This is a genomic window from Pseudonocardia sp. Ae505_Ps2, from assembly GCF_001932425.1.
GTDB lineage: Bacteria > Actinomycetota > Actinomycetes > Mycobacteriales > Pseudonocardiaceae > Pseudonocardia.
In genome coordinates this window covers 399,572-421,231 of record NZ_MCIP01000001.1, presented here as the reverse complement: position 1 = coordinate 421,231, position 21,660 = coordinate 399,572, and the positions used below count along the sequence as shown (strand labels likewise).

Sequence of the window (21,660 nt, the reverse complement as noted above, 5' to 3'; positions counted from 1 at the left end):
CGGTGGCACCGCGGAAGCGTCGGCGTGCGGTGGCACCGCGGACGGAGGATCCCACCGGCCCGCGGGAACCCCACCGAGGGGCCGCACTAGCGTCCGGTGCGGCCGCACCCGTGGCCCGCCGCCCCCGACCCACCGGAGTACCGATGTCCCGTACCGAGCCCCTCGCCCGCACCCTGCACGACGTCGGACTGGCCGCCTGGTTCGGCGGGTCGCTGATGGGCGTCACCGGACTGAACGGCGCGCTCGACGCCGTCGGCGACCCGGCCGAGCGCGAGCGGCTCGCCGGGGCCGGCTGGGGCCGGTGGGGCCGGATCGGCAGCGCCGCGATGGCCACCCACCTGCTCGGTGGCGCGGGCCTGCTGGTGCGCGACGTGGCCCGTGCCCGGCGCGAGCCCGCCGCCGCCACCGCCGCGGTCTCCCGGGCCGCGCTCACCGGCGCGGCGCTCGCCGCGACCGCCTACGCGGGTGCCCTGGGACGGCGTGCCGGGTCGGAGGCCCCGGCCGGCGCCGGTCCGGCCGCGCCGGAGCCTGCCCTGGCGCGCCGGATCCGGGCGGTCGAGTGGGCCGTGCCCGCGTTGACCGGGGCCGCGGTCGTCGTCGGTGCCGTGCGCGGACGCTGACCCCGCACAGCACGACGGCCGGGCGGGGGGAGTCCCCGGCCCGGCCGTCGTCGTCGCGTGTGCCCTAGCGGGCGAACGCCTTCTCGATCAGCTCGGCCTGCTCGACCTCGTGCACCTTCGACGAGCCGGCGGCCGGGGCCGCCATCCGCCGCCGGGACACCCGGGTGAAGTTGCCCTGCAGCTGCGGGAGCTTCTGCGGCAGCTCCAGGCCGTAGTACGGCCACGAGCCCTGGTTGGCCGGCTCCTCCTGGACCCAGCGGACGTCACCGGCGGCCTCGGGGTAACGCTCGAGGACGGCGGCGATCTCCTCGGCCGGCATCGGGTAGAGCCGCTCGACCCGGACCAGCGCGGCCTCGTCGACCGACTCGTCGCCGTTCTTGCGGCGCTTGTCGCGTGCCGCGGCCAGCTCCCAGTAGATCTTGCCGGAGCAGAAGAGTACCCGCTTCACGCCGGAGACGCGCTCGCCCTTGCCGGCGTGCTCGGGGTCGTCGATGACCGGGCGGAACCGGCCCTCGGTGAAGTCCGACAGCGGGCTGACGACCTGCTTGGCGCGCAGCATCCACTTCGGCGTGAACACCACCAGCGGCCGGCGCACCCCGTCCAGGGTGTGCTGGCGCAGCAGGTGGAAGTAGTTCGCCGGCTCCGAGGGCAGCGCGACGGTCATCGAGCCCTCGGCGCACAGCTGCAGGAAGCGCTCGATGCGCCCGGAGCTGTGGTCGGGGCCCTGGCCCTCCAGGCCGTGCGGCAGCAGCAGCGCGACGTCGGAGAGCTGGCCCCACTTGGCCTCGCCGGAGGAGATGAACTCGTCGATGATCGACTGGGCACCGTTGACGAAGTCGCCGAACTGGCCCTCCCACATCACGAGCGCGTCCGGGTTGGCGACCGAGTAGCCGTACTCGAAGCCGACCGCGGCGAACTCCGACAGTGCCGAGTCGTAGGGCAGGAACCGGCCCTGGCCCTCGGCCAGGTTGCGCAGCGGGAAGTACTCGGCGCCGGTGTGCCGGTCGATCAGGACCGAGTGCCGCTGCACGAAGGTGCCACGACGGGAGTCCTGACCGGACAGCCGGACCAGCCGGCCGTCCATCGCCAGCGAGCCGAGGGCGAGCAGCTCGGCGAAGGCCCAGTCGACGTCGCCCTCGCGGGACATCTTCTCGCGCTTGCGCAGCACGGGCTCGACCCGCTTGTGCACCGCGAACCCCTCGGGGAGGTTGGTGTGCACGTCGCCGATCCGGTGCACGACCTCGAGCGGGACCGAGGTGTCGAGGTCGGACGGGACGAGCTGCTCCGACTCGATCGACGGCGAGATCACCGGCGGGGTCTTCTCGAGCTCGCGCACCTCGTTGAAGACGTGCTCGAGCTGGTTGGAGAAGTCCTTGAGCGCCTGCTCGGCCTCCTCCATGGTGATGTCACCACGGCCGATCAGCGACTCGGTGTAGATCTTCCGGACGCTGCGCTTGGCGTCGATGATGTCGTACATCGACGGCTGGGTCATCGAGGGGTCGTCGCCCTCGTTGTGGCCCCGGCGCCGGTAGCAGATCATGTCGATCACGACGTCGTTGTTCCAGCGCTGGCGGTACTCGACGGCCAGCTTGGCGACCCAGACACATGCCTCCGGGTCGTCGCCGTTCACGTGGAAGACCGGTGCGCCGATCATCTTCGCCACGTCGGTGCAGTACTGCGAGGAGCGCGAGTGCTCCGGCGCGGTGGTGAACCCGACCTGGTTGTTGACCACGACGTGCACGGTGCCGCCGGTGCGGTACCCGCGCAGCAGCGCGAGGTTCAGCGTCTCGGCGACGACTCCCTGGCCGGCGAACGCCGCGTCGCCGTGCATGAGCACCGGCAGCACGGTGAAGCCGCCGTCGCCCTTGTCGAGCAGGTCCTGCTTGGCGCGGACGATGCCCTCCAGCACCGGGTCCACGGCCTCCAGGTGCGACGGGTTCGCGGTCAGCGAGACGGCGGTCTCGCCGTCGCCGAACATCCGGAAGTACTTGCCCTCGGCGCCGAGGTGGTACTTCACGTCGCCGGAACCGTGCGCCTGGCCCGGGTCGAGGTTGCCCTCGAACTCGCGGAATATCTGGCTGATCGGCTTGCCGACGATGTTGGCCAGCACGTTGAGCCGGCCGCGGTGCGGCATGCCGATGACGACCTCGTCGAGCTCGCGCTCGGCGGCCTTGTCCAGCACGGCGTCGAGCAGCGGGATGACGGTCTCGCCGCCCTCCAGCGAGAACCGCTTCTGCCCGACGTACTTGGTCTGCAGGAAGGTCTCGAAGGCCTCGGCCGCGTTCAGCCGGGACAGGATGTACTTCTGCTCCGAGGAGTCCGGCTTGACGTGCGGGACCTCGATGCGCTCCTCGAGCCACTTGCGCTGCTCGGGGTCGGCGATGTGCATGTACTCCGTGCCGATGGTGCGGCAGTAGGAGTTGCGCAGCAGGCCGAGCACGTCGCGCAGCTTCATGTGGCTCTGCCCGCCGAACCCGCCGACCGCGAAGTCGCGGTCGAGGTCCCACAGGGTCAGGCCGTGGCTGAGGACGTCGAGGTCGGGGTGGCGGCGCTGGCGGTAGTTTAGCGGGTCGGTGTCGGCCATCAGGTGGCCGCGGGTCCGGTAGGACTCGATCAGCTCCAGCACGCGGGCGGTCTTGTCGACCTCGCCCTCGGGGAAGTCCTGCACCCAGCGGACCGGCTCGTACGGCACCCGCAGCGAGGCGAAGACGTCGTCGTAGAAGCCGTCCTCGCCGAGGAGCAGCTGGTGGATCCGGCGCAGGAAGTCGCCGGACTCGGCGCCCTGGATGATCCGGTGGTCGTAGGTCGAGGTCAGGGTGATGATCTTGGAGATGCCGAGCTCGACGAGCCGCTCCTCCGACGCACCCTGGAACGCGGCCGGGTACTCCATCGCGCCGACGCCGATGATCGCGCCCTGGCCCACGGTCAGCCGCGGCACCGAGTGGTTCGTGCCCAGCGTGCCCGGGTTGGTGAGGCTGATCGTGGTGCCGGAGAAGTCCTCGGCGGTCAGCTTGCCCTCGCGGGCCTTGCGGACCATGCCCTCGTAGGCCTGCCAGAACTGCGCGAACGACATGTTCTCGCAGCCCTTGATGGACACGACGATCAGCGTGCGGCTGCCGTCCTTGCCCGCCATGTCCATGGCCAGGCCGAGGTTCACGTGCTCCGGCGTGGCGACCGAGGCCTTGCCGTCGGTCTCGACGAAGTGCCGGTTCATGTTCGGGAAGTCGGCCAGGGCCCGGACCAGCGCGTAGCCGATCAGGTGCGTGAACGACAGCTTCCCGCCGCGGGTGCGCTTGAGGTGGTTGTTGATGACGATGCGGTTGTCGGCCAGCAGCTTGGCCGGGACCGCACGGACGCTGGTCGCGGTCGGCAGCGTGAGGGACGACGTCATGTTCTTGGCGATGGCGTTCGCGGCACCGCGCAGCGGGGTGGTGGTCGCGCCACCCCCGTCCTGCGCCGGCTTCGCGGCCTTGGAGCCGCTGCCCGCGGCCGGCTTGGCCGACGACCCGTTCGACGACGCCGGTGCCGGGGCGCTCGCGGTGCGCAGGCGCTCCTCGGCGGGCGGCGGCTCGGCCTTCGGGGTGACCGGCGGCGGGACGTCGCGAGAGGTGGCGGTGCCGTTGCCCCCGGCCTTCCCGCCGTTCGTCACGGCCTTCTGGGCCGGGGCGTCGCCGGAGCCGGCCGCGCCGGTCCCCTTGCTGCTCACGGTGCCGCTTCCGGCGCCGTTCCCGGTGCCGTGCCCACTGCCCTGGTCGTCCTCGGTGCCCGCGCCGCGGGTGACACCACCCGAGGAGGTCGGGGCGGAGCCGTTGCCGGAGGAGGTGTCGTCGGACTCCTCGGTCCCGACGGACGACGAGGAGGAGGCCTTCTCACCGCCCTTGCCGTAGTCGGCGAAGAACTCGTGCCAGGCCGGGTCCACGGCCGACGGGTCCTCCTGGAAGCGCTGGTACATCTCCTCGACGAGCCACTCGTTCGGACCGAAGTCGCTCGCCTGATGGGAGGTACTGCTCGATGACACTCTGCGTCAACCGCCTTGATAGCTGCTCGATTTTTCGCGACCGGCTACCAGGTTAGTCCCCTTGGCGCGAGACCGGGCAGTGTGCCGGGTCCCACTTCGTGATCGTTTCGTGATCGACCGCCCGCGGACGGCGAGCGGCACGATTCAGAAGCCGGGCGGGGAGCCGAGCACGTCGACCACGGAGGTCTGCGTGGTCGTCTCGGCGACGACGGTGCCGACCGGCGGGCCGACGCGGGCCGGGCGCCGGACGGTGTCGCGCTCGCCGGCGTACTGCCCGTCGACAGGGGAGATCAGCAGCTCGGTGCGGACCGGCCCGTCGTCGTGGACGAGGGTGGGGTGCCGCTCGCCGTCGAGGTTGTCGGTCTCGCCGAGGGAGACGGCGGGCATCCGGCGCAGCGCGGCGTACAGCACCGCGCGCAGCTCGGCGGGGACCCGGCAGGTCCGCAGCGCGCTCACGGCGCTGGGGAACGGGCCGGTGTAACCGCGGCCGGGCGGGCTGTCGGCGATCAGCCGGTCCAGCATCGCCGCCGGGTCGCGGGGCAGGCCGGCGAGGAACGCCTCGGTCGGGTTGGCCCACGAGCCGACCTTCGCGGCGGGCCGGTGGCCGTGGAGCTCGGCGTAGAAGTCCCCGTGCGGGGCGCGGAAGCGGCCGGTGGGCCACTGGTCGGCGATGTCGAAGCCGTCCTCGATCGCCGCCGCGCCGTCACCGCACAGCCAGTGCACGCGGCCGGTCAGCTCGCGGTCGAGCAGCCAGTCCTGGGCCGGGTCGAGCGGCGTCCACTGCTGGAGCAGGTGCTCGCTGTAGTGGACACAGAGCTCGTCGCGGGCGAAGCAGGTCCCCATCCACCAGGCGTGCGTCGCCGTGTGCCGGTACTGACCGGGGGAGATCGGCTCGTCGGAGGTCCGGATGGCGAGCTCCAGCAAGTCGGTCTCCTCGTCATGTCGCGAGTCCTGTCGCGGGTGCCCCGCCGGGGGTTGCCCGGAGCACCGTGAACCGTGGATGACGTCACACATTCTCTACGCCCCGCCTACGAGCCGTGACAGGACCCCCCGGTACTGGGCCGAACGGCGCAATGTCGCAGGTCCCTCCGTCGGGGGGCGGCGTGGCGCTCACGCGGCCGCGCCGCGGCCGGACGGCCGGAGCCCGCGGTGGCGTCCGGCGCGACGGCGGACGGGTCCTGGCCCGCGCAGGCGGTGCGGCCCGGAGAGCCCGGCGAACCGGGCTCCGGCCACGACCGCGTCGCGCTCGTCGGGGGTGAGGTCCTGACCAACGGTGCTGTCGACCACGTCACCCAGATGAGCACGCCCGCGCGGGCCCGGCAAGCCGGGACCCGGGACGTCGACCCAGGACATCGGCCCAGGACGTCGACCTACGACATCCAGGTCTTGAGCTTCTCGAACGTGTGGTTCACGTCGTTGGTCATCGGGTTCACGTGCAGGTGGGTGATCCCGTTCTCGCGCAGGGCGGCGATCCGCTCGCGGACGTGCCCCTCGGGGCCGATCAGGGTGACCTTGTCGATGAAGTCGGCGGGGAGGGCGGCCATGGCCTCCTCCTTCTTCCCGTCCAGGTAGAGGTCCTGCACGGTCTTCGCCTCGTCGGCGTAGCCCTGCTTGGCGAACACGGTGTTGTAGAAGTTCTTCCCGCGCGCCCCCATGCCGCCGATGTAGAGCGCGTAGAGGCCGCGGGCGGCCTGGCGGGCGGGCTCGAAGAACTCCTCCTCGAGCGCGACGATCCCGCCGCCGGTGATCTGCAGCGGACCCAGCTCGGGGGCGCGCTTGGCGTAGCCGGCCTGCAGCGCGGGCCCGAAGACCTCCTGGATCTTCTCCGGCAGCACGACGTGCGGGAGCCAGCCGTTCGCCAGCTCCGCGGTCATCTCCAGGTTCTTCTCGCCCAGCGCGGCGACCCAGACCGGGATGTCGGCGCGCTTCGGGTGGTTGATGATCTTCAGTGGCTTGCCGAGGCCGGTGCCGCCGGGCAGCGGGATCGGGTAGAGCCCGTCGTTGGTGAGCTTCTCCTCCCGCTTCCAGACCTTGCGGCAGATCTCGATGATCTCGCGCGTGCGCCCGACCGGCTTGTCGTAGGCGACCCCGTGGAAGCCCTCGATGACCTGCGGGCCGGACGCGCCGAGGCCCAGGTTGAACCGACCGTCGGACAGGGCGTCGAGGCCGGCCGCGGTCATCGCGGTCAGGGTCGGGGTGCGCGAGTAGATCGGCAGGATCGCCGACCCGATCTCGAGACGCTCGGTGCGGGCGGCGAGGTAGCCGAGCAGGGAGACGGCGTCGAACGAGTACGCCTCGGCGGCCCAGACGACGTCGAGGCCGGCGCGTTCCATGTCGGTGACGGCGTCCGCGTTGCGGATCGGGTCGTCGCCGTAGGGGAGGACGGTGGAGAGCTTCACTCCCCGTTCAGTACTCACAAGTTACTCGTCGGTCAAGTCCGGGCCGGGGCGGAACCCGAATCCGAACAGGGGGGTTAACCGCACTGCCCGCGGGGTAGGGGTGCCGCGACAGTGGGACGCATGACGCTCGAGGCCGCACCACCCCGCAGCACGTCCGAGAAGCGGACGCCCGCTCCGATCGTCGACGGGCAGCGCCCGCCCGGCGCGATGTTCCTGGTCGGACTGTTCGTGATCCTCCCGACGCTCGCGCTGTTCGCCGCCGTCCCGCTCGCCTGGGGCTGGGGTCTCGGGTGGGTCGACGTCGCGCTGTTCGTCGTCTTCTACGCCGTCAGCGGCCTGGGTGTGACCGTCGGTTTCCACCGCTACTTCACCCACGGCTCGTTCAAGGCGAACCGTCCGCTGCGGATCGCCCTGGCGATCGCCGGCAGCATCTCGCTGCAGGGCAGCGTGCTCGACTGGGTCGGCGACCACCGCCGCCACCACGCGTTCTCCGACAAGGAGGGCGACCCCCACTCGCCGTGGCTCTACGGCACCGGCGCCTCGGCGCTGGTCAAGGGCTTCTGGCACTCGCACCTGGGCTGGCTGTTCGACCGCGACCTCACCAACATGAAGCGGTTCGCCCCGGACCTGCTCGCTGACCGCGACATGATGCGCGTCGAGAAGGCGTTCCCGCTGATCGTCGTCTTCAGCCTGGCGGGCCCGGCGCTCATCGGCGGTCTGGTGACCATGTCCTGGTGGGGCGCGTTCACCGCGTTCTTCTGGGCCGGTCTGGTCCGCGTCGCGGTGCTGCACCACGTCACCTGGTCGATCAACTCGATCTGCCACATCTGGGGCGAGCGCCCCTTCGCCTCCCGTGACAAGTCCGCCAACGTCTGGTGGCTGGCGGTCCTGTCCTTCGGCGAGTCCTGGCACAACCTGCACCACGCCGACCCGACCTGCGCCCGGCACGGTGTGAAGAAGGGCCAGATCGACATCTCGGCCGCCGTCATCCGCGGCTTCGAGAAGCTCGGCTGGGCGACCGCCGTCCGCTGGCCCACCACGCGCCGCCTCGAGAAGCTCTCGCAGAAGCCGGTGCCTGCCGCGGCCTGACCCGTCCGCGTCATACGCCCGACGCCCCCGGTGCCCCGTGCGCCGGGGGCGTCGTCGTGTCCGGGGGGGGGCTAGCGGCGACGCCGGGCCGGTCGCCGCTTCGCCGCCGTCGACGCGGGGCGGCGCGCCGGCGCGGCCGGTGGCTCGCTGCGCCGGGTCCGGGTGCTGTGTGCCGAGCGGCCGCGCACGATCCCGATGAACTCCTCCATCAGGTCGCTGTTCTCGGCGTCCGGCCAGGTCAGCGCGACGCCGGAGCCCGGCGCGTCGACCAACGGCCGGTAGGTGAGGTCCCGGCGGTGGTGCAGCCGGGCCAGCGACTGCGGGACGACCAGCAGCCCGACCCCCGCCGCGACGATCTCGACCGCCTCGGCCGTCGTCGGCGGGGTGTACTCCGCGGCCCGGCCGGGCGGCCCGTCGGGCCAGTCGAGGGTGTCGTCGCCGGTGCGCAGGACGATCTCGTCGGTCAGGTCGGCGACGGTCACCTCGTCGGCCGCGGTCACCACGTGCTCCTTCGGGACCACCACCACGGTCGTCTCGGTGTAGAGCGGGATCGCGTGCAGTCCGGTCCGGTCGATCGGCAGCCGGGCGACGGCCGCGTCCACCGTGCCCGCGCGGACCAGGTCCGCGGCCTCGGCCGGGCTCACCGTGTGCAGCTCCAGGGGGACCCCGGGGCGGCGCTCGGCCCACATCCGGGTCCACTTGCCGGGGGTGACGCCCGGGACGTAGCCGAGGTGGAAGGACGTGGCGGTCACCGGTCGAGGCTAGCCGCCTAGCCTGGTGACATGACGCGCCAGAGGTCCGCCCAGACGATGAAGCCCGCGACCGCGGCGAAGAAGCTCGGTGTGCTCCTCGACGCCACCCCCGCCGACTTCCGCGAGGGGGTCGTCTCCCGCGACGAGCTCGACGCGCTGCAGGCCGACCCGCCGGAGTGGCTGCGCGAGCTGCGCGCCACCGGGCCGCACCCGCGCCCGGTCGTCGCGGACCGGCTCGGGGTGTCGATCTCGGGACTGGCCCGCGCCGGGATCACCGAGCCGCTGACCACCGAGCAGATCGCCGCGATCAAGGCCGAGGAGCCCGAGTGGCTGGCCCGTGAGCGCGCCACCCGCGCCGAGAGCCAGCGCGAGGCCGCTCGGCTGAAGGCCGAGCAGCAGAAGAACTAGCACGAGGACCGGAACCGTCCTCGTCCGCCGCCAGGCTCGGGGCATGACGAGCTACCTGCTGGTTCCCGGGTTCTGGATCGACGCGACGGCATGGAGCGCGGTCGCGGGCGACCTGCGCGCCCGCGGGCACGACGTCACCGCGCTCGACCTCGGTCACGGGCCCGGGGCCACCGCCCGGACCCGCGTCGACGACGTGCTCGCCGCGCTGGGTGGCGCGGGCGAGCCGGTCGTGCTCGTCGGTCACAGCGGCGCGGGCCCGGTCTGCGCGGCGGCGGCCGAGCGGGCCCGGGACCGGGTCGCGCACCTGGTGTTCGTCGACACCGGACCGCTGCCCGACGGGGTCGCGCAGATCGACTTCACTCCGCCCGACGCGCAGGCCGCGACCCGGGCGACCCTCGCCGAGCACGGTGCACTGCCGATGCCGTCCCGCGCCGAGCTCGACGCCGCGGGCAGCAGCACCGCAGGCATCCCCGACACCGTCTTCGACGACGTCCGTGCCCGCTCGACGGCCGAGCCGCCCGGGGTGGTGCTCACCGGCGCCCGTCGCGGAACGCCCGATCCCTCGCTGCCGAAGACCGTCGTGGCCTGCAGCTTCACCCCCGCCGATGCCCGCGAGCTGATCGACGCCGGGGTGCCCGGGTTCGCGGAGATGGACGGTCCGGAGTGGACGTTCGTGGCGCTGCCGACGGGGCACTGGCCGATGCTCTCCGCGCCGTCGGAGCTCGCGGGGGTGTTCGACGGGCTGGGGTGATCCCGCCCGTCGCGCATTCCGGTCGCGCCGCCGCTCTGCCGTCCCGTCCCGGCCCGCCGCCCGGCCCGGCGGTCGGCCCATCGCCCGGCCCGCCGGTTGGCCCGCCGCCCGGCTCGCCGGTCGGCCCATCGCCCGGCCCGCCGCCCGCCCCGCTGTCCGGCCCGCCGGTCGCCGAGATGCAGCTCAGCGGGCCGTGGAGATCGACAGCTCCCGCTGAGCTGCATCTCGACGACCCTCGGATGTCGCGATGCGGGTCAGGGCTGTGCGCACGTGCGCCGGGGCAGCCCTCGGCTGCATCGCGGCGCGGTCGAGTCGTATCAGCACTCCTTGCTCAAAGTATCTTGATAAAGGTATGTTGACTTCTGTGCCGAAGGAGCCCTACACCCTCACCGACCCCGCGCGGCTGCGCGCGCTGTCCCATCCGCTGCGGGTGGAGCTGCTGGAGGTGGTCGGGCTCGAACGGACCGCGACGGCCACCCGGTGCGCCGAGCTCACCGGCGAGAGCGTGGCCAGCTGCGCGTACCACCTGGGGATCCTCGCCAAGTACGGCTTCGTCGAGCCGGCCGAGGGCGGCCGCGGCCGGGAGAAGCCCTGGAAGCTCGTCCGCTACGGCCAGTCCTGGGGCGTCGAGGACGGCATGGAGCCGGAGACCGCGATGGCGGCGGAGACGCTGTCGGAGGTCTACGTCGACCGGGTCGCCGAGAAGATGAAGCGGTGGTTCCGGCGCGCCGGGGCCGAGGCACCCGAGTGGCGTGAGGGTGCCGGGTTCTCGGCGGGCTCCACCTGGATGACCGCTGAGGAGCTCGGCGCGCTGCACGACGAGCTGATCGCCGTCTCGCGACGGTTCGAGCAGCGGCAGCACGACCCGTCGGTCCGTCCGCCGGGGGCACGTCCGGTCGAGTTCTTCTTCGGCACGTGGCTCCCGCGACCGCCGCACGAGATCACCCCGTCCGAACCGCCGGGAGGCGGGTCGTGATCGAGGACCACTGGGCCCGGCTCGCGCGGGCGCGGATGGCGGACCTGCACCGCGAGGCCGAGGCTCACCGTCTCGGTCGCGGCCGCCCCCGTCCGCGGGTGCGGGACTCCCTGCACTCCGCCTACGCCCGTCTGTGGTGGGCCGTCCGCCCGCGTGCCGGGACCTGGGCCCCACGGCTGCTGCAGCACTGACGCCCCGGTCCACGGGACGCCCGTCGACCGGCACCGCCGGCGCCGACCCGCCGAGATGCAGCTCAGCGGGAGTTGTGGATCTCCCCAGCCCGCTGAGCTGCATCTCGGTGTCCGGAATGCGTCGAGATGCAGCTCAGGGTCCGTGCGGGGGGCCGGACATGACGACGCCCGGGCCGGTGACCCGGCCCGGGCGTCGTGACGTGCTGCTACGCGACGATCAGACGTCGTAGCGGTCGGCCATCATGACCTTGTCCCAGGCGGCGACGAAGTCGCGGACGAACTTCTCCTTCGCGTCGTCGGAGGCGTAGACCTCGGCGACGGCGCGCAGCTCGGAGTTCGACCCGAAGACCAGGTCGGCGCGGGTGCCGGTCCACTTGACGTTCCCGGAGGCGTCGACGGCCTCGAAGGAGTCGTCGTCGCCGGCCACCGAGCGCCACTGGACGTCGCCGGCCAGCAGGTTGGTGAAGAAGTCGTTGGACAGCGTGCCGACCCGGTCGGTGAACACGCCGGCCGTCGACCCGCCGGTGTTGGCGCCCAGCACGCGCAGGCCGCCGACCAGCACGGTCATCTCCGGGGCGGAGACGCCGAGCAGGTTCGCGCGGTCGACGAGCAGGAACTCGCCGGGCAGGGTGTGGCCCTTGCCGCGGTAGTTGCGGAAGCCGTCGGCAGTGGGCTCCAGGTAGGAGAACGACTCGACGTCGGTCTTCTCCTGGGTGGCGTCGGTCCGCCCCGGGACGAACGGCACGGTGATGTCGTGCCCGCCGTCCTTGGCGGCCTTCTCCAGGGCGGCGGCACCGGCCAGCACGACGAGGTCGGCGAAGGAGATCTTCTTGCCGCCGGTCAGGGAGCCGTTGATCTCGGACTGGAGCGACTCCAGCGCCGAGACGACCTGGCGCAGCGTGTCGGGGTCGTTGACCTCCCACTGCAGCTGCGGCTCCAGGCGGATGCGGCCGCCGTTGGCGCCACCGCGCTTGTCGGACTGGCGGAACGACGAGGCCGCGGCCCAGGCGGTCTTGATCAGGTCGGTGACCGACAGGCCGGACTCCAGGACCTTCGCCTTGATCGACGCGACGTCGTCGGCGTCCACCAGCGGGTGGTCGACGGCCGGGACCGGGTCCTGCCACAGGAGCTCCTCCTGCGGCACCCAGGCGCCGATGTAGCGCTCCTTCGGGCCCATGTCGCGGTGGGTCAGCTTGTACCAGGCGCGACGGTAGGTGTCCTCGAACTCGGACGGGTTGTCCAGCCAGCGACGGGTGATCTCGCCGTAGACCGGGTCCACGCGCAGCGCGACGTCGGTGACCAGCATCCGCGGCTTGCGGTTCGGGTAGCCGGGCTCGGGGTCCGGGATGACCTCCGGGCCGTCCTTGGCGACGAACTGCCTGGCGCCGGCCGGCGACTCCTCCAGCTCCCACTCGTAGGCGTAGAGGTGCTTGAGGTAGTCGTGGCTCCACCGGTTCGGGGTGCGGGTCCAGATGACCTCGAGCCCGGATGTGATGGCGTCGCGGCCCTTGCCCTTGCCGTAGTTCTGCTTCCAGCCCAGGCCCTGCTCGGTGATGTCGGCGGCCTCCGGCTCGGGGCCGACGTTGCCGTTCTCGTCGGGGTTGGCGGCACCGTGGGTCTTGCCGAGGGTGTGGCCGCCGACGATCAGCGCCGCGGTCTCCTCGTCGTTCATCGCCATCCGGCCGAAGGTCTCGCGGATGTCGCGCGCGGCGGCGATCGGGTCACCGCTGGCGTCCGGGCCCTCCGGGTTGACGTAGATCAGGCCCATGTGCGACGCGCCGAGCGGCTTCTCCAGCTCGCGGTGGGCGAAGTCCTTGCTGCCGCCGTAGCGCGCCTCGTTGCCCAGCCAGACGTTCTCCGAGCCCCAGTACACGTCCTCGTCGGGCTCCCACACGTCGGCGCGGCCGCCGGCGAAGCCGAACATCGGGAAGCCGGAGATCTCGTGCGCGCGGTTGCCCGCGAAGACCATCAGGTCGGCCCAGGAGACCTTGCGGCCCCACTTCTGCTTGACCGGCCAGAGCAGCCGGCGGGCCTTGTCCAGGTTGCCGTTGTCCGGCCAGCTGTTCAGCGGGGCGAAGCGCTGCATGCCGGCGCCCGCGCCGCCGCGGCCGTCGTAGGTCCGGTAGGTGCCCGCGGAGTGCCAGGCCATCCGGATGAAGAACCCGGCGTAGCTGCCGTGGTCGGCCGGCCACCAGTCCTGCGAGGTGGTGATGACGGCGTCGACGTCGCGCGCGAGCTCGTCGAGGTCGACGGTCGCGAACTCCTTCGCGTAGTCGAAGTCCGGCTCCATCGGGTCCGACGCGGGAGCGTGCTTGCGGAGGATCTTCAGGTTGAGCTGGTTGGGCCACCAGCTCTGGTTGCCGCCACCCTCGGTGGGGTGCGCGATGCGACCGGCGGCGACGGGGCAACCGCCGTCCTGCTCGCGGTTCATCTCGCTCTCGACGGTGGGGTGCTCGTCAGACACGGGACATCCTCTCGGGATCAGTGGATGAGCAGTCGGGGCACCGTCCCCAGTAGACGACCTCGGCCTCGTCGATCACGAAGCCGCTGTCGTCGGAGGCGGTGAGACAGGGTGCGGAGCCGACGGCGCAGTCGACGTCGGCGATGGCGCCACAGGATCGGCAGACCACGTGGTGGTGGTTGTCGCCGACCCGCGCCTCGTACCGCGCGACGGAGCCGGTGGGCTGGATCCGTCGGACCAGCCCTGAGGAGTGCAGCGCACGCAGCACGTCGTAGACGGCCTGGTGCGACACCTCCCCGAGGTCCTCCCGCACGACACGGATGATCGACTCCGTGTCCGCGTGCTGGTGGGAGTGGACCGCCTGCAGCACGGCCAGGCGAGGACGCGTCACGCGCAGCGACGCTCCACGCAACATGCCCTCGTAGTCCGATGCGTTCGACACGGCGGCGAGCCTGCCCGCTTTTCTTGAGTCAGTCAAGTTTCGGCGTGTCTCAGTATGAGACCGGCGCCACATCACCTGGAACGGTGGCCGGAGGTCCTTCTCGACGATCTTGCCGGTCGGGCTGCGAGGGGGCCCCGACAGGGCGTCGACGGTCGTCGGACATGTGAACGACGCGCGGTGGGCGCGCGCATGAACCGGCAGGTCCTCGGGGTCGATGCGGGCGCCGGGGGAGGGTGCGACGCAGGCCTTCGGCGCCTCGCCCCGGCGGTCGTCGGGCGCCCCGATGACGGCGACGTCGCCGACGCCGGCCGGGCGTCCGTGTCATCACGATCCGCGCGCCCCGGGCCGGCGCGACGAACGCGTCGCTGGTCCCGTCGACGTGGAACAGCGGCATCGCGCCCTGTGTGACGTCGGACGGGGCCCGGGCGTCAGTGGCAGGCGGCGGGGAAGGCGGGCCGCAGGTCGAGGGGGTTGATGTAGTCGCGGTAGCGCGCGACCAGATCGCCGTCGAAGGTGACCACCGCGACGTAGGAGATCGCGGCCGGGGTCCCGTCGGCGAAGTGGCCGGTCGAGGACCACTCGGCGGTCAGGGTGTCGCCGCCCTCGTGGATCCGCAGGTCGTGCATCCCGCCGTCGAGGGTCGGGAGATCGGGCACGGTGCGCATCCAGGCCTCGATGGCCTCCCGGCCCTCGACGCGTGTGGGCATCCCCTCCGGGGCGAACGGGAACTCGTGCACGGCGTCCTCGCGGTACATGGCCATGAACGTCTCGACGTCCTCCCGGTGGAAGGCCTCGAGGCCGGTGGTCAGCAGTCGGACCCGGTCGCCGGTGGACGTGGACATCGCATCCCTCCGTTCCTTCGACGGAACGGTGCCGTTCCGTTTTGGTGTCCGAGGCTGGGTCGACGACCGACGGAACGCAAGCGTTCCGTCGGCGGCTAGGATGTCGGCGTGACGCTCCGACGAACCACCGGCGGCGGATCGGTGCTGCGCCCCCGTGTCACCGAGGCGATCGTGTCCGCGGCCTTCGCCGAGCTGGCCGCGTCCGGGTACGCCCGCCTGTCGATGGAGGCGGTCACCCGGCGTGCGGGTGTGGGCAAGGCGGCGCTCTACCGCCGCTGGTCGTCGAAGGAGCAGATGCTGGCCGACCTGGTCCGCCAGGCCGTCGCCGACACCTTGCCGCCCGCCCCGGCGACCGGGGCGTTCCGCAGCGACCTGCGTGAGCTGCTCGGTGCCCTGCGCGACCAGGTGGCCACCCCGGTGGTGGCGGCGGTGGTCCCGACGCTGCTCGCCGAGCTCCGCCACACCCCGGCGCTGGCCGAGGTGCTGCAGACGGACGTGGCCGGTCCGCGGCGGGAGGTCGGCGTGCAGATGCTCCGCGCGGCGATCGCGCGGGGGGACCTGCCGCCGTCGGTGGACGTCGATCTCGCGGTCGACCTCCTGATCGCCCCGCTGCTGTTCCGGGTGCTGGTCACGGGGGCGGCGTGCGACGACCCGTACCTGGACACGCTCGCCGCGGCCGTCGAGGCGGCGGTCCGCGCCACCGTGTAGCGGTCGGGGCCCCGACGGCCACGGTCCGGTCGGTCCCGCGCCGCCCGGAACGGTGCGGGGCCCGCCTCCCGCCGCGATCCCGGGCTGGGCGAGGATTGGCGGCAGGCGATGCCCCGGTGCGAACCCCGGGGCGCGACGCGAGACGGACGGAGACCGGAGTGCAGGAGACCGCGTCCACGGACCCGGCGACGGCGGCCGGGAGCGGGCGGATCGTCGTCGAGGGGCTCGGCAAGAGGTTCGGCCCGGTCGAGGCCGTGCACGACCTGTCGTTCACCGTCGAGCCCGGCTCGGTGACCGGGTTCCTCGGGCCCAACGGCTCGGGCAAGACGACGACGCTGCGGATGATCCTCGGCCTGGTCGTGCCCAGCACCGGGCGCGCGCTCGTCGACGGGGTGCCGTTCTCCGCGCTGGTCTCGCCCGGCCGCGTCGTCGGCGCGGTGCTGGAGGTGCAGGGGGTGCATCCGCGACGCACCGCCCGCGCACACCTGCGCGCCGCGGCCGCCGCGATCGGCGTGCCCGACACCCGGGTCGACGAGGTGCTCACCCTGGTGGGCCTGGCCGCCGCCGCGGACCGCTCGGCGGGTGGGTTCTCGCTCGGCATGAACCAGCGGCTGGCCCTGGCGGTGGCACTGCTCGGCGACCCGCGCATCCTCGTGCTCGACGAGCCGGGCAACGGCCTGGACCCCGACGGCATCGCCTGGCTGCGCTCGTTCCTGCAGGCCTTCGCCGCGTCGGGGCGCAGCGTGCTCGTCTCCTCCCACCAGCTGGCCGAGATGGAGCTGACCGCGCAGCGGCTGGTCGTCATCGACCGTGGTGCCTGCCGCTTCGACGGCACCGTCGCCGAGCTGCGCGCCGGCCACGGCTCGCGCGTGCTCGTGCGCGCCGCGGACCCGGCCCGGCTGGCCGAGGCGCTCGCCACGGACGGGATCACCGAGATCGACCGCGTCGACGACGGCGTGCTGGCCGTCGGCGGGGCCGACGCGGTCCGCGTCGGGGACCTGGCGCTCGCCGCGGGCGTCGCCGTGTACGGGATGAGCGAGGAGCGGGCCGGGCTGGAACAGATGTTCCTGCGCCTGCTCGCCGGGGAGGAGCAGCGCTGATGGCGACCGTGAGCCTCGACCGCTTCCGCGCGGTGCTGACCGCGGAGGTCCGCAAGACCCTGTCCACCCGGGTGTGGTGGCTGCTGTTCCTCCCGGTGCTGCTGCTCGCGCTGGCCCAGAGCCTGCTCGGCAGCATCCTGCAGCTGCTCGTGCCGCAGGCCACCGAGACCTCCTCGATCCTGATGCTCGCGGGCCTGGCGTCGGCCCTGACCATGACCGCGATCGTCGGCGCCGCCTTCGGGACCCTGCTGGGCACCGGCGACTTCCGGCACCGCACGGTCACGCTGGCCTACCTGACCGGGTCCCGGGGCCAGGTGCTCGCGGCCAAGGCGGTGATCGCCGCCGTCGTCGCCGGGCTGTACGCACTGGCCCTCGTCGTGGTCGGCCCGCTGCTCGGCGGTGCGACGCTCGGCGGCCAGCAGCTCCCCGACCTCGGCCGGCTCGCCGGGCTGGGCGCGATCGGGATCCTGGTGTGCGCGCTGTGGGGGGTGCTCGGCGTCGCCGTCGGGACCCTGGTCACCAACCAGGCCGGGGCGCTCGCGCTCACCGTCGGCTACCTGCTGATCGGGGAGAACCTGATCGCCGGGGCGCTGCGCGCGGGCGACGGGTCCTCGCTCGGCGACCCGTCGGTGTTCGCCCGGCTGACCCCGTTCCTGCCCGGCAACGCCGGTGACCTCGCGGTCTGGGAGCCGGTCGTGAGCTCGGCGGGGCTGGGCGCGCAGTCCCGGTTCGTCCTGGAGTTCCTGGCCGGGGTCAGCGCCCCGCCGCCCGGCTGGGTCGGGCTGCTGGTCCTGGCGGCCTGGACGGCCGCAGGGATCGCGCTGGCCGCCGTCGTCGGGGCACGGCGGGACATCACCTGAGCAGTGCCGCTGCGCGTCCCGTCGATCAGTGCATGAGCGTTGTCCGCCCAGCTACCGGCAGCGCTCATGTACTGATCGACAGCGGAGCGCCGGGTCCGTGGGGGTGGTGCGGAGGAGCTGCCGCCGTCGACGGTGGATGCCCCGTATCGGGCGGCGTCGACGGGCCGGTTGTCGGGGGTCGGGCATAGCCTGGCGACGTGCCCACTCCCCACCCCTCCGCAGGCCCCGGCTGGATCCGCAGACTGGCCGCGGCCTGCATGCGGCACCGCCGCGTCACGGTCGGTGCGCTGGTCGCGTCCATGCTCGGCGTCGGGCTGGAGGCGATCGGCCCGCTGCTGATCCGCGAGGGCGTGAACGGCGCGATCGGCGGGGACACCGGCGTGCTCGCGCCGGTCGTCGGTGGGCTCCTGGTGCTGGGCGTGCTGAAGTTCGTCGGCGCGTTCGTGCGCCGCTACCTCGGCGGCAAGATGGCGCTGAACGTGCAGCACGACCTGCGGCGCGCGGTGTTCGGCGCGGTGCAGCGGATGGACGGGGTCCGCCAGGACCGGCTGCGCACCGGCCAGGTCGCCTCGCGGGCCATCTCCGACCTGCAGCTGGTGCAGGGCTTCCTGTCGATGGTTCCGCTGTCGGCGGGCACCGTCGTGCTGGTGGTCGTCGCGGTCGTCGCGATGCTGTACCTGTCTCCGTTGCTCACGGTGGTCGCGCTGGTCCTGCTGCCGCTGGCGTTCCTGGCCACCAACAGCATCCGGCGCAGGCTGTTCCCGGCCACCTGGTCCGCGCAGCAGCGGGCCGCCGAGATCGCCCAGCAGGTCGAGGAGACCGTCACCGGCGTGCGCGTGGTGAAGGGCTTCGGGCAGGAGGCCCGCGAGACCGCCACGCTGGAGGGCCGGGCCCGCCGGCTCTACGGCGAGCGGTTGCGGGCCGCCGGGCTGACCGCGCGGCTCAACCCGATGCTGCTGGCGCTGCCCGGCCTGGGGCAGGTCGCGGTGATCGGCATCGGTGGCTGGATGGCCGCCCGGGGCACGATCGACCTCGGCACGTTCCTGGCGTTCACCACCTACGTCGGCATGCTCGTCGGGCCCGCCCGGCTGATCGGCGCGCTCGTGGTCACCGCGCAGCTGACCCGGGCCGGCGCCGAGCGCGTCTTCGAGATCGTCGACTCCGCACCGGGGATCGTGGACCCGGAACGTCCGGCCTCGCTCCCCGAGGGCCCCCTGACCGTCGAGCTGGAGGACGTCCGGTTCGGCTACGAGCCCGCGGGCTCCGGCCCGGACGGCCACGCCGCCCCCGACCCGGTCCTGGACGGGCTCTCCCTGCGCGTCGAGCCCGGTGAGACCCTCGCCCTGGTCGGCCCGCCCGGCTCGGGCAAGTCGACGGTGGCGCTGCTGCCCCGGTTCTACGACCCGCAGGCCGGGCGTCTCGCGATCGGCGGGGTGGACCTGCGCGACCTGCGGCTGCACGACCTGCGCGCCGAGCTGGGGGTGGTGTTCGAGGAGGCGTTCCTGTTCTCCGACACCATCCGCAACAACATCGCCTATGGCCGCCCCGACGCCGACGAGGACGAGATCCGCGCCGCCGCCGAGGCGGCGCAGGTCGCGTCGTTCGTCGAGGACCTGCCCGACGGCTACGACACCGAGGTCGGCGAGCGCGGCCTGACCCTGTCCGGTGGCCAGCGACAGCGGATCGCACTGGCCCGGGCGATGCTCACCCGGCCGCGGGTGCTCGTGCTCGACGACGCGACCTCCGCGGTCGACACCGCCACCGAGGCCGCGATCCACGAGACCCTGCACGAGCTGACCGCCGAGCGGACCACGCTGCTGGTCGCGCACCGCCGGTCCACCCTGGCGCTGGCCGACCGGATCGCGGTCCTGGACAAGGGGCAGGTGGTCGACACCGGCACCGAGGACGAGCTGCGCAGCCGGTGCGCGCTGTTCCGGGAGCTGCTGGCCACCGGCCCCGCCGACGAGCTGGGCGGCGGCACCCGCGCGGCCACCGTCGCCCCGGTCGGCGACGAGCCCGCGGACGACACCGGCGGGGCGGGCGCCGGCGAGACGATGGCGGCGTTCGAGGCAGCCGTCCCGGCCGTCACCCCGGAGCTGTGGCCGCGGGTCAGCGTCGAGCAGGACCCGGACCGGGCCCTGACCCGCGGCGGCGGAGGCGGCGCGGCCGGGTGGGCGGGCGGGATCAGCGCGACCCCCGAGCTGCTCGAGTCCGTCGCGAAGCTGCCCCCGGTGACCGAGACGCCCCGGCTGCACGGCGACGACGACCCGACGGCCCCCGACCCCGCGTTCCGGCTGTCCTCGCTGCTGCGGCCGGTGCGCTGGCTGCTGGTGCTCGGCGTCGCGCTGATGACCGTGGACGCGCTGGCGACCCTGGCCCTGCCGAGCATCGCCCGGATCGCCGTCGACGACGGCATCGCCGACGGCGCCACTCGGGTCCTGCTGCTGGCGGCGCTGGCCGGGCTGCTGATCGTCGTGCTGGACGCGGTGGTCGTCGGGTTCCAGACGCTGGTCACCGCCCGGGCCGGGGAGAGCCTGCTCTACCTGCTGCGGCTGCGCAGCTACGCGCACCTGCAGCGGCTCGGCCTCGACTTCTACGAGCGGGAGCTGTCCGGCCGGATCATGACCCGGATGACCACCGACGTGGACGCGCTGTCCACGTTCCTGCAGACCGGGCTGGCGCAGGCCGTCGTCAGCCTCCTGACGATCGGCGGGGTCGCGACCGCCCTGGTGCTCACCGACCCGGAGCTCGCGCTGTACGCGCTGGGCTGGCTGCTGCCGCTGCTCGCGGTCGGCACCGTGGTGTTCCGCCGGTTCTCCTCCCGCGCCTACGCCGAGGCCCGCGAGCGGGTCAGCGTGGTCAACGCCGACCTGCAGGAGAACGTGTCCGGGGTCCGCATCGCGCAGGCCTACGTCCGCGAGGAGCTGAGCTACGACCGCTTCGGCGAGCGGTCCGACGCCTACCGTCGGTCGCGGCTGCGCGCGCAGCGCTACATCGCCACCTACTTCCCGTTCGTGGGGTTGCTGTCCGACATCGCGACGGCGGTGGTGCTGTTCGTCGGCGGCACCCGGATCGTCGGCGGGGACATCACCCCGGGTGTGCTCACCGCGTTCCTGCTGTACCTGACCCTGTTCTTCGGCCCGGTGCAGCAGCTGTCGCAGGTGTTCGACGGCTACCAGCAGGCCCGGGTCGGCCTGAACCGGATCTCGGAGCTGCTGCGCACGCCCACCTCGGTCCCGGACGAGCCGCAGCGGCCGGTGCCGGTGCCGTCGCGGCTGCGCGGCGAGGTCGAGCTCGACCACGTGACGTTCCGCTACCCGGGGGTCGACGCCCCCGCCCTCGACGACGTGTCGCTGCGCGTCGGTGCGGGTGAGACCGTCGCGCTGGTGGGCGCGACCGGCGCCGGGAAGTCGACGCTGATCAAGCTGATCGCCCGGTTCTACGACACCGGCGAGGGCCAGGTCCGCGTCGACGGCGTCGACGTGCGCCGCTTCCCGCTGGCCGGGTACCGGTCCCGGCTCGGGGTGGTCCCGCAGGAGGCGCACCTGTTCACCGGTGACGTCGCCTCCAACATCGCCTACGGCCGCCCGGACGCCCCGCCGGAGCGGATCGAGGCCGCGGCCCGCGCGGTCGGGGCGCTGGGCCTGGTGCGGTCGCTGCCCCAGGGGTTCCACACCCCCGTCGGCGAGCGGGGGCAGGGCCTGTCGGCGGGACAGCGGCAGCTCGTCGCGCTCGCGAGGGCCGCGCTGGTCGACCCGGACGTGCTGATCTTCGACGAGGCGACCGCGGCGCTGGACCCGGCCACCGAGGCCACCGTGCTGGCGGCGGGGGAGCGGGTGGCGTCGCGGCGGACCGCGTTCGTCGTCGCCCACCGGCTGCAGACCGCCCGGCGGTCGGACCGGATCGTAGTGCTGTCCGGCGGCCGGATCGCCGAGGAGGGCACCCACGACGAGCTGGTCCGCGCGGGCGGTCGGTATGCGGCCCTGTGGCGCGCGGGGGAGCTGGAGCCGGAGCCGGACAGCCCGCTGGCCGCACGGACCTGA

General features: G+C 73.1%; 18 protein-coding genes and 1 pseudogene. 10 read left to right on the top strand and 9 right to left on the bottom strand.

The annotated features are described in order from the left end of the window. The first annotated feature begins 143 nt into the window (after positions 1-143). The gene (locus tag Ae505Ps2_RS01770; protein WP_075310412.1) at positions 144-620 is read left to right on the top strand and encodes a hypothetical protein; all 477 of its coding nucleotides are present in this window, start codon (positions 144-146) and stop codon (positions 618-620) included. Between the two features lie 64 nt (positions 621-684). Here Ae505Ps2_RS01770 and Ae505Ps2_RS01765 read toward each other — a convergent pair whose 3' ends face one another. The 4 genes from Ae505Ps2_RS01765 to Ae505Ps2_RS01750 all read right to left on the bottom strand — a co-directional run bounded on the left by Ae505Ps2_RS01765 (position 685) and on the right by Ae505Ps2_RS01750 (position 7,037). Continuing rightward, positions 685-4,638, bottom strand: a complete 3,954-nt coding sequence (locus Ae505Ps2_RS01765) for a multifunctional oxoglutarate decarboxylase/oxoglutarate dehydrogenase thiamine pyrophosphate-binding subunit/dihydrolipoyllysine-residue succinyltransferase subunit (RefSeq protein WP_043280452.1) — start codon at positions 4,636-4,638, stop codon at positions 685-687. Between the two features lie 144 nt (positions 4,639-4,782). Further along, a complete protein-coding gene (locus Ae505Ps2_RS01760; RefSeq protein WP_083695254.1) occupies positions 4,783-5,562 on the bottom strand; it encodes a hypothetical protein in 780 nt (259 codons plus the stop codon). A gap of 186 nt (positions 5,563-5,748) precedes the next feature. Then, complete coding sequence (locus Ae505Ps2_RS31725) at positions 5,749-5,925, bottom strand: hypothetical protein (protein WP_158071534.1); 177 nt, start codon at positions 5,923-5,925, stop codon at positions 5,749-5,751. Positions 5,926-6,008: 83 nt separating this feature from the next. Then, a complete protein-coding gene (locus Ae505Ps2_RS01750; RefSeq protein ID WP_020623105.1) occupies positions 6,009-7,037 on the bottom strand; it encodes an LLM class F420-dependent oxidoreductase in 1,029 nt (342 codons plus the stop codon). 120 nt (positions 7,038-7,157) lie between these two features. Between Ae505Ps2_RS01750 and Ae505Ps2_RS01745 the strand changes: the two genes are divergently transcribed. Continuing rightward, positions 7,158-8,126 carry an acyl-CoA desaturase gene (locus Ae505Ps2_RS01745; protein WP_020623104.1) on the top strand — a complete coding sequence of 323 codons (969 nt, stop codon included), beginning with the start codon at positions 7,158-7,160 and terminating at the stop codon, positions 8,124-8,126. 71 nt (positions 8,127-8,197) lie between these two features. Here the strand turns inward: Ae505Ps2_RS01745 and Ae505Ps2_RS01740 are convergent, their stop codons facing one another. Continuing rightward, positions 8,198-8,815, bottom strand: a complete 618-nt coding sequence (locus Ae505Ps2_RS01740; RefSeq protein ID WP_083696176.1) for a LysR substrate-binding domain-containing protein — start codon at positions 8,813-8,815, stop codon at positions 8,198-8,200. Between the two features lie 93 nt (positions 8,816-8,908). On the opposite strand from Ae505Ps2_RS01740, the gene Ae505Ps2_RS01735 reads away from it, so the two are divergent. From Ae505Ps2_RS01735 to Ae505Ps2_RS01720, 4 genes are all read left to right on the top strand, one after another. Then, positions 8,909-9,286, top strand: coding sequence for a DUF5997 family protein (locus Ae505Ps2_RS01735; RefSeq protein ID WP_043278687.1), 378 nt, complete (start codon positions 8,909-8,911; stop codon positions 9,284-9,286). A gap of 43 nt (positions 9,287-9,329) precedes the next feature. After that, a complete protein-coding gene (locus tag Ae505Ps2_RS01730; RefSeq protein ID WP_075553361.1) occupies positions 9,330-10,037 on the top strand; it encodes an alpha/beta hydrolase in 708 nt (235 codons plus the stop codon). Positions 10,038-10,389: 352 nt separating this feature from the next. Then, positions 10,390-11,013 (top strand): helix-turn-helix domain-containing protein, encoded by a 624-nt coding sequence (locus Ae505Ps2_RS01725; RefSeq protein ID WP_139318939.1) that lies wholly within the window; start codon positions 10,390-10,392, stop codon positions 11,011-11,013. Continuing rightward, positions 11,010-11,204 (top strand): hypothetical protein, encoded by a 195-nt coding sequence (locus Ae505Ps2_RS01720; protein ID WP_020623821.1) that lies wholly within the window; start codon positions 11,010-11,012, stop codon positions 11,202-11,204. The genes Ae505Ps2_RS01725 and Ae505Ps2_RS01720 overlap by 4 nt, the downstream gene beginning before the upstream one ends. 217 nt (positions 11,205-11,421) lie before the next feature. Here Ae505Ps2_RS01720 and katG read toward each other — a convergent pair whose 3' ends face one another. The 4 genes and pseudogenes from katG to Ae505Ps2_RS01700 all read right to left on the bottom strand — a co-directional run bounded on the left by katG (position 11,422) and on the right by Ae505Ps2_RS01700 (position 14,949). After that, positions 11,422-13,635 carry a catalase/peroxidase HPI gene (gene katG, locus Ae505Ps2_RS01715; RefSeq protein ID WP_086002306.1) on the bottom strand — a complete coding sequence of 738 codons (2,214 nt, stop codon included), beginning with the start codon at positions 13,633-13,635 and terminating at the stop codon, positions 11,422-11,424. A gap of 25 nt (positions 13,636-13,660) precedes the next feature. Further along, the gene (locus tag Ae505Ps2_RS01710) at positions 13,661-14,107 is read right to left on the bottom strand and encodes a Fur family transcriptional regulator (protein WP_175581824.1); all 447 of its coding nucleotides are present in this window, start codon (positions 14,105-14,107) and stop codon (positions 13,661-13,663) included. A 120-nt stretch (positions 14,108-14,227) separates the two neighbouring features. Then, positions 14,228-14,401 (bottom strand): annotated as a pseudogene (locus tag Ae505Ps2_RS33020) (long-chain fatty acid--CoA ligase); the annotation flags it as partial. 134 nt (positions 14,402-14,535) lie between these two features. Further along, the gene (locus Ae505Ps2_RS01700; protein WP_084786182.1) at positions 14,536-14,949 is read right to left on the bottom strand and encodes a nuclear transport factor 2 family protein; all 414 of its coding nucleotides are present in this window, start codon (positions 14,947-14,949) and stop codon (positions 14,536-14,538) included. Between the two features lie 108 nt (positions 14,950-15,057). On the opposite strand from Ae505Ps2_RS01700, the gene Ae505Ps2_RS01695 reads away from it, so the two are divergent. The 4 genes from Ae505Ps2_RS01695 to Ae505Ps2_RS01680 all read left to right on the top strand — a co-directional run bounded on the left by Ae505Ps2_RS01695 (position 15,058) and on the right by Ae505Ps2_RS01680 (position 21,660). Then, positions 15,058-15,657 (top strand): TetR/AcrR family transcriptional regulator, encoded by a 600-nt coding sequence (locus Ae505Ps2_RS01695; RefSeq protein WP_075553360.1) that lies wholly within the window; start codon positions 15,058-15,060, stop codon positions 15,655-15,657. 158 nt (positions 15,658-15,815) lie between these two features. After that, entirely contained in the window at positions 15,816-16,757 is a 942-nt protein-coding gene (locus Ae505Ps2_RS01690) for an ATP-binding cassette domain-containing protein (RefSeq protein ID WP_075310422.1), read from the top strand. Next, entirely contained in the window at positions 16,757-17,617 is an 861-nt protein-coding gene (locus tag Ae505Ps2_RS01685) for a hypothetical protein (RefSeq protein WP_075310424.1), read from the top strand. The genes Ae505Ps2_RS01690 and Ae505Ps2_RS01685 overlap by 1 nt, the downstream gene beginning before the upstream one ends. A gap of 257 nt (positions 17,618-17,874) precedes the next feature. Then, positions 17,875-21,660 carry an ABC transporter ATP-binding protein gene (locus Ae505Ps2_RS01680; protein WP_084786181.1) on the top strand — a complete coding sequence of 1,262 codons (3,786 nt, stop codon included), beginning with the start codon at positions 17,875-17,877 and terminating at the stop codon, positions 21,658-21,660.

Bases quoted from the DNA above. Each gene is read 5' to 3' on its own strand.
- Ae505Ps2_RS01770 (WP_075310412.1), top strand. From the start codon at position 144: ATGTCCCGTACCGAGCCCCTCGCCCGCACCCTGCACGACGTCGGACTG.
- katG (WP_086002306.1), bottom strand. From the start codon at position 13,635: ATGAACCGCGAGCAGGACGGCGGTTGCCCCGTCGCCGCCGGTCGCATC.
- Ae505Ps2_RS01745 (WP_020623104.1), top strand. From the start codon at position 7,158: ATGACGCTCGAGGCCGCACCACCCCGCAGCACGTCCGAGAAGCGGACG.
- Ae505Ps2_RS01700 (WP_084786182.1), bottom strand. From the start codon at position 14,949: ATGTCCACGTCCACCGGCGACCGGGTCCGACTGCTGACCACCGGCCTC.
- Ae505Ps2_RS01740 (WP_083696176.1), bottom strand. From the start codon at position 8,815: ATGTGGGCCGAGCGCCGCCCCGGGGTCCCCCTGGAGCTGCACACGGTG.
- Ae505Ps2_RS01680 (WP_084786181.1), top strand. From the start codon at position 17,875: ATGCGGCACCGCCGCGTCACGGTCGGTGCGCTGGTCGCGTCCATGCTC.
- Ae505Ps2_RS01725 (WP_139318939.1), top strand. From the start codon at position 10,390: ATGTTGACTTCTGTGCCGAAGGAGCCCTACACCCTCACCGACCCCGCG.
- Ae505Ps2_RS01735 (WP_043278687.1), top strand. From the start codon at position 8,909: ATGACGCGCCAGAGGTCCGCCCAGACGATGAAGCCCGCGACCGCGGCG.
- Ae505Ps2_RS01685 (WP_075310424.1), top strand. From the start codon at position 16,757: ATGGCGACCGTGAGCCTCGACCGCTTCCGCGCGGTGCTGACCGCGGAG.
- Ae505Ps2_RS01730 (WP_075553361.1), top strand. From the start codon at position 9,330: ATGACGAGCTACCTGCTGGTTCCCGGGTTCTGGATCGACGCGACGGCA.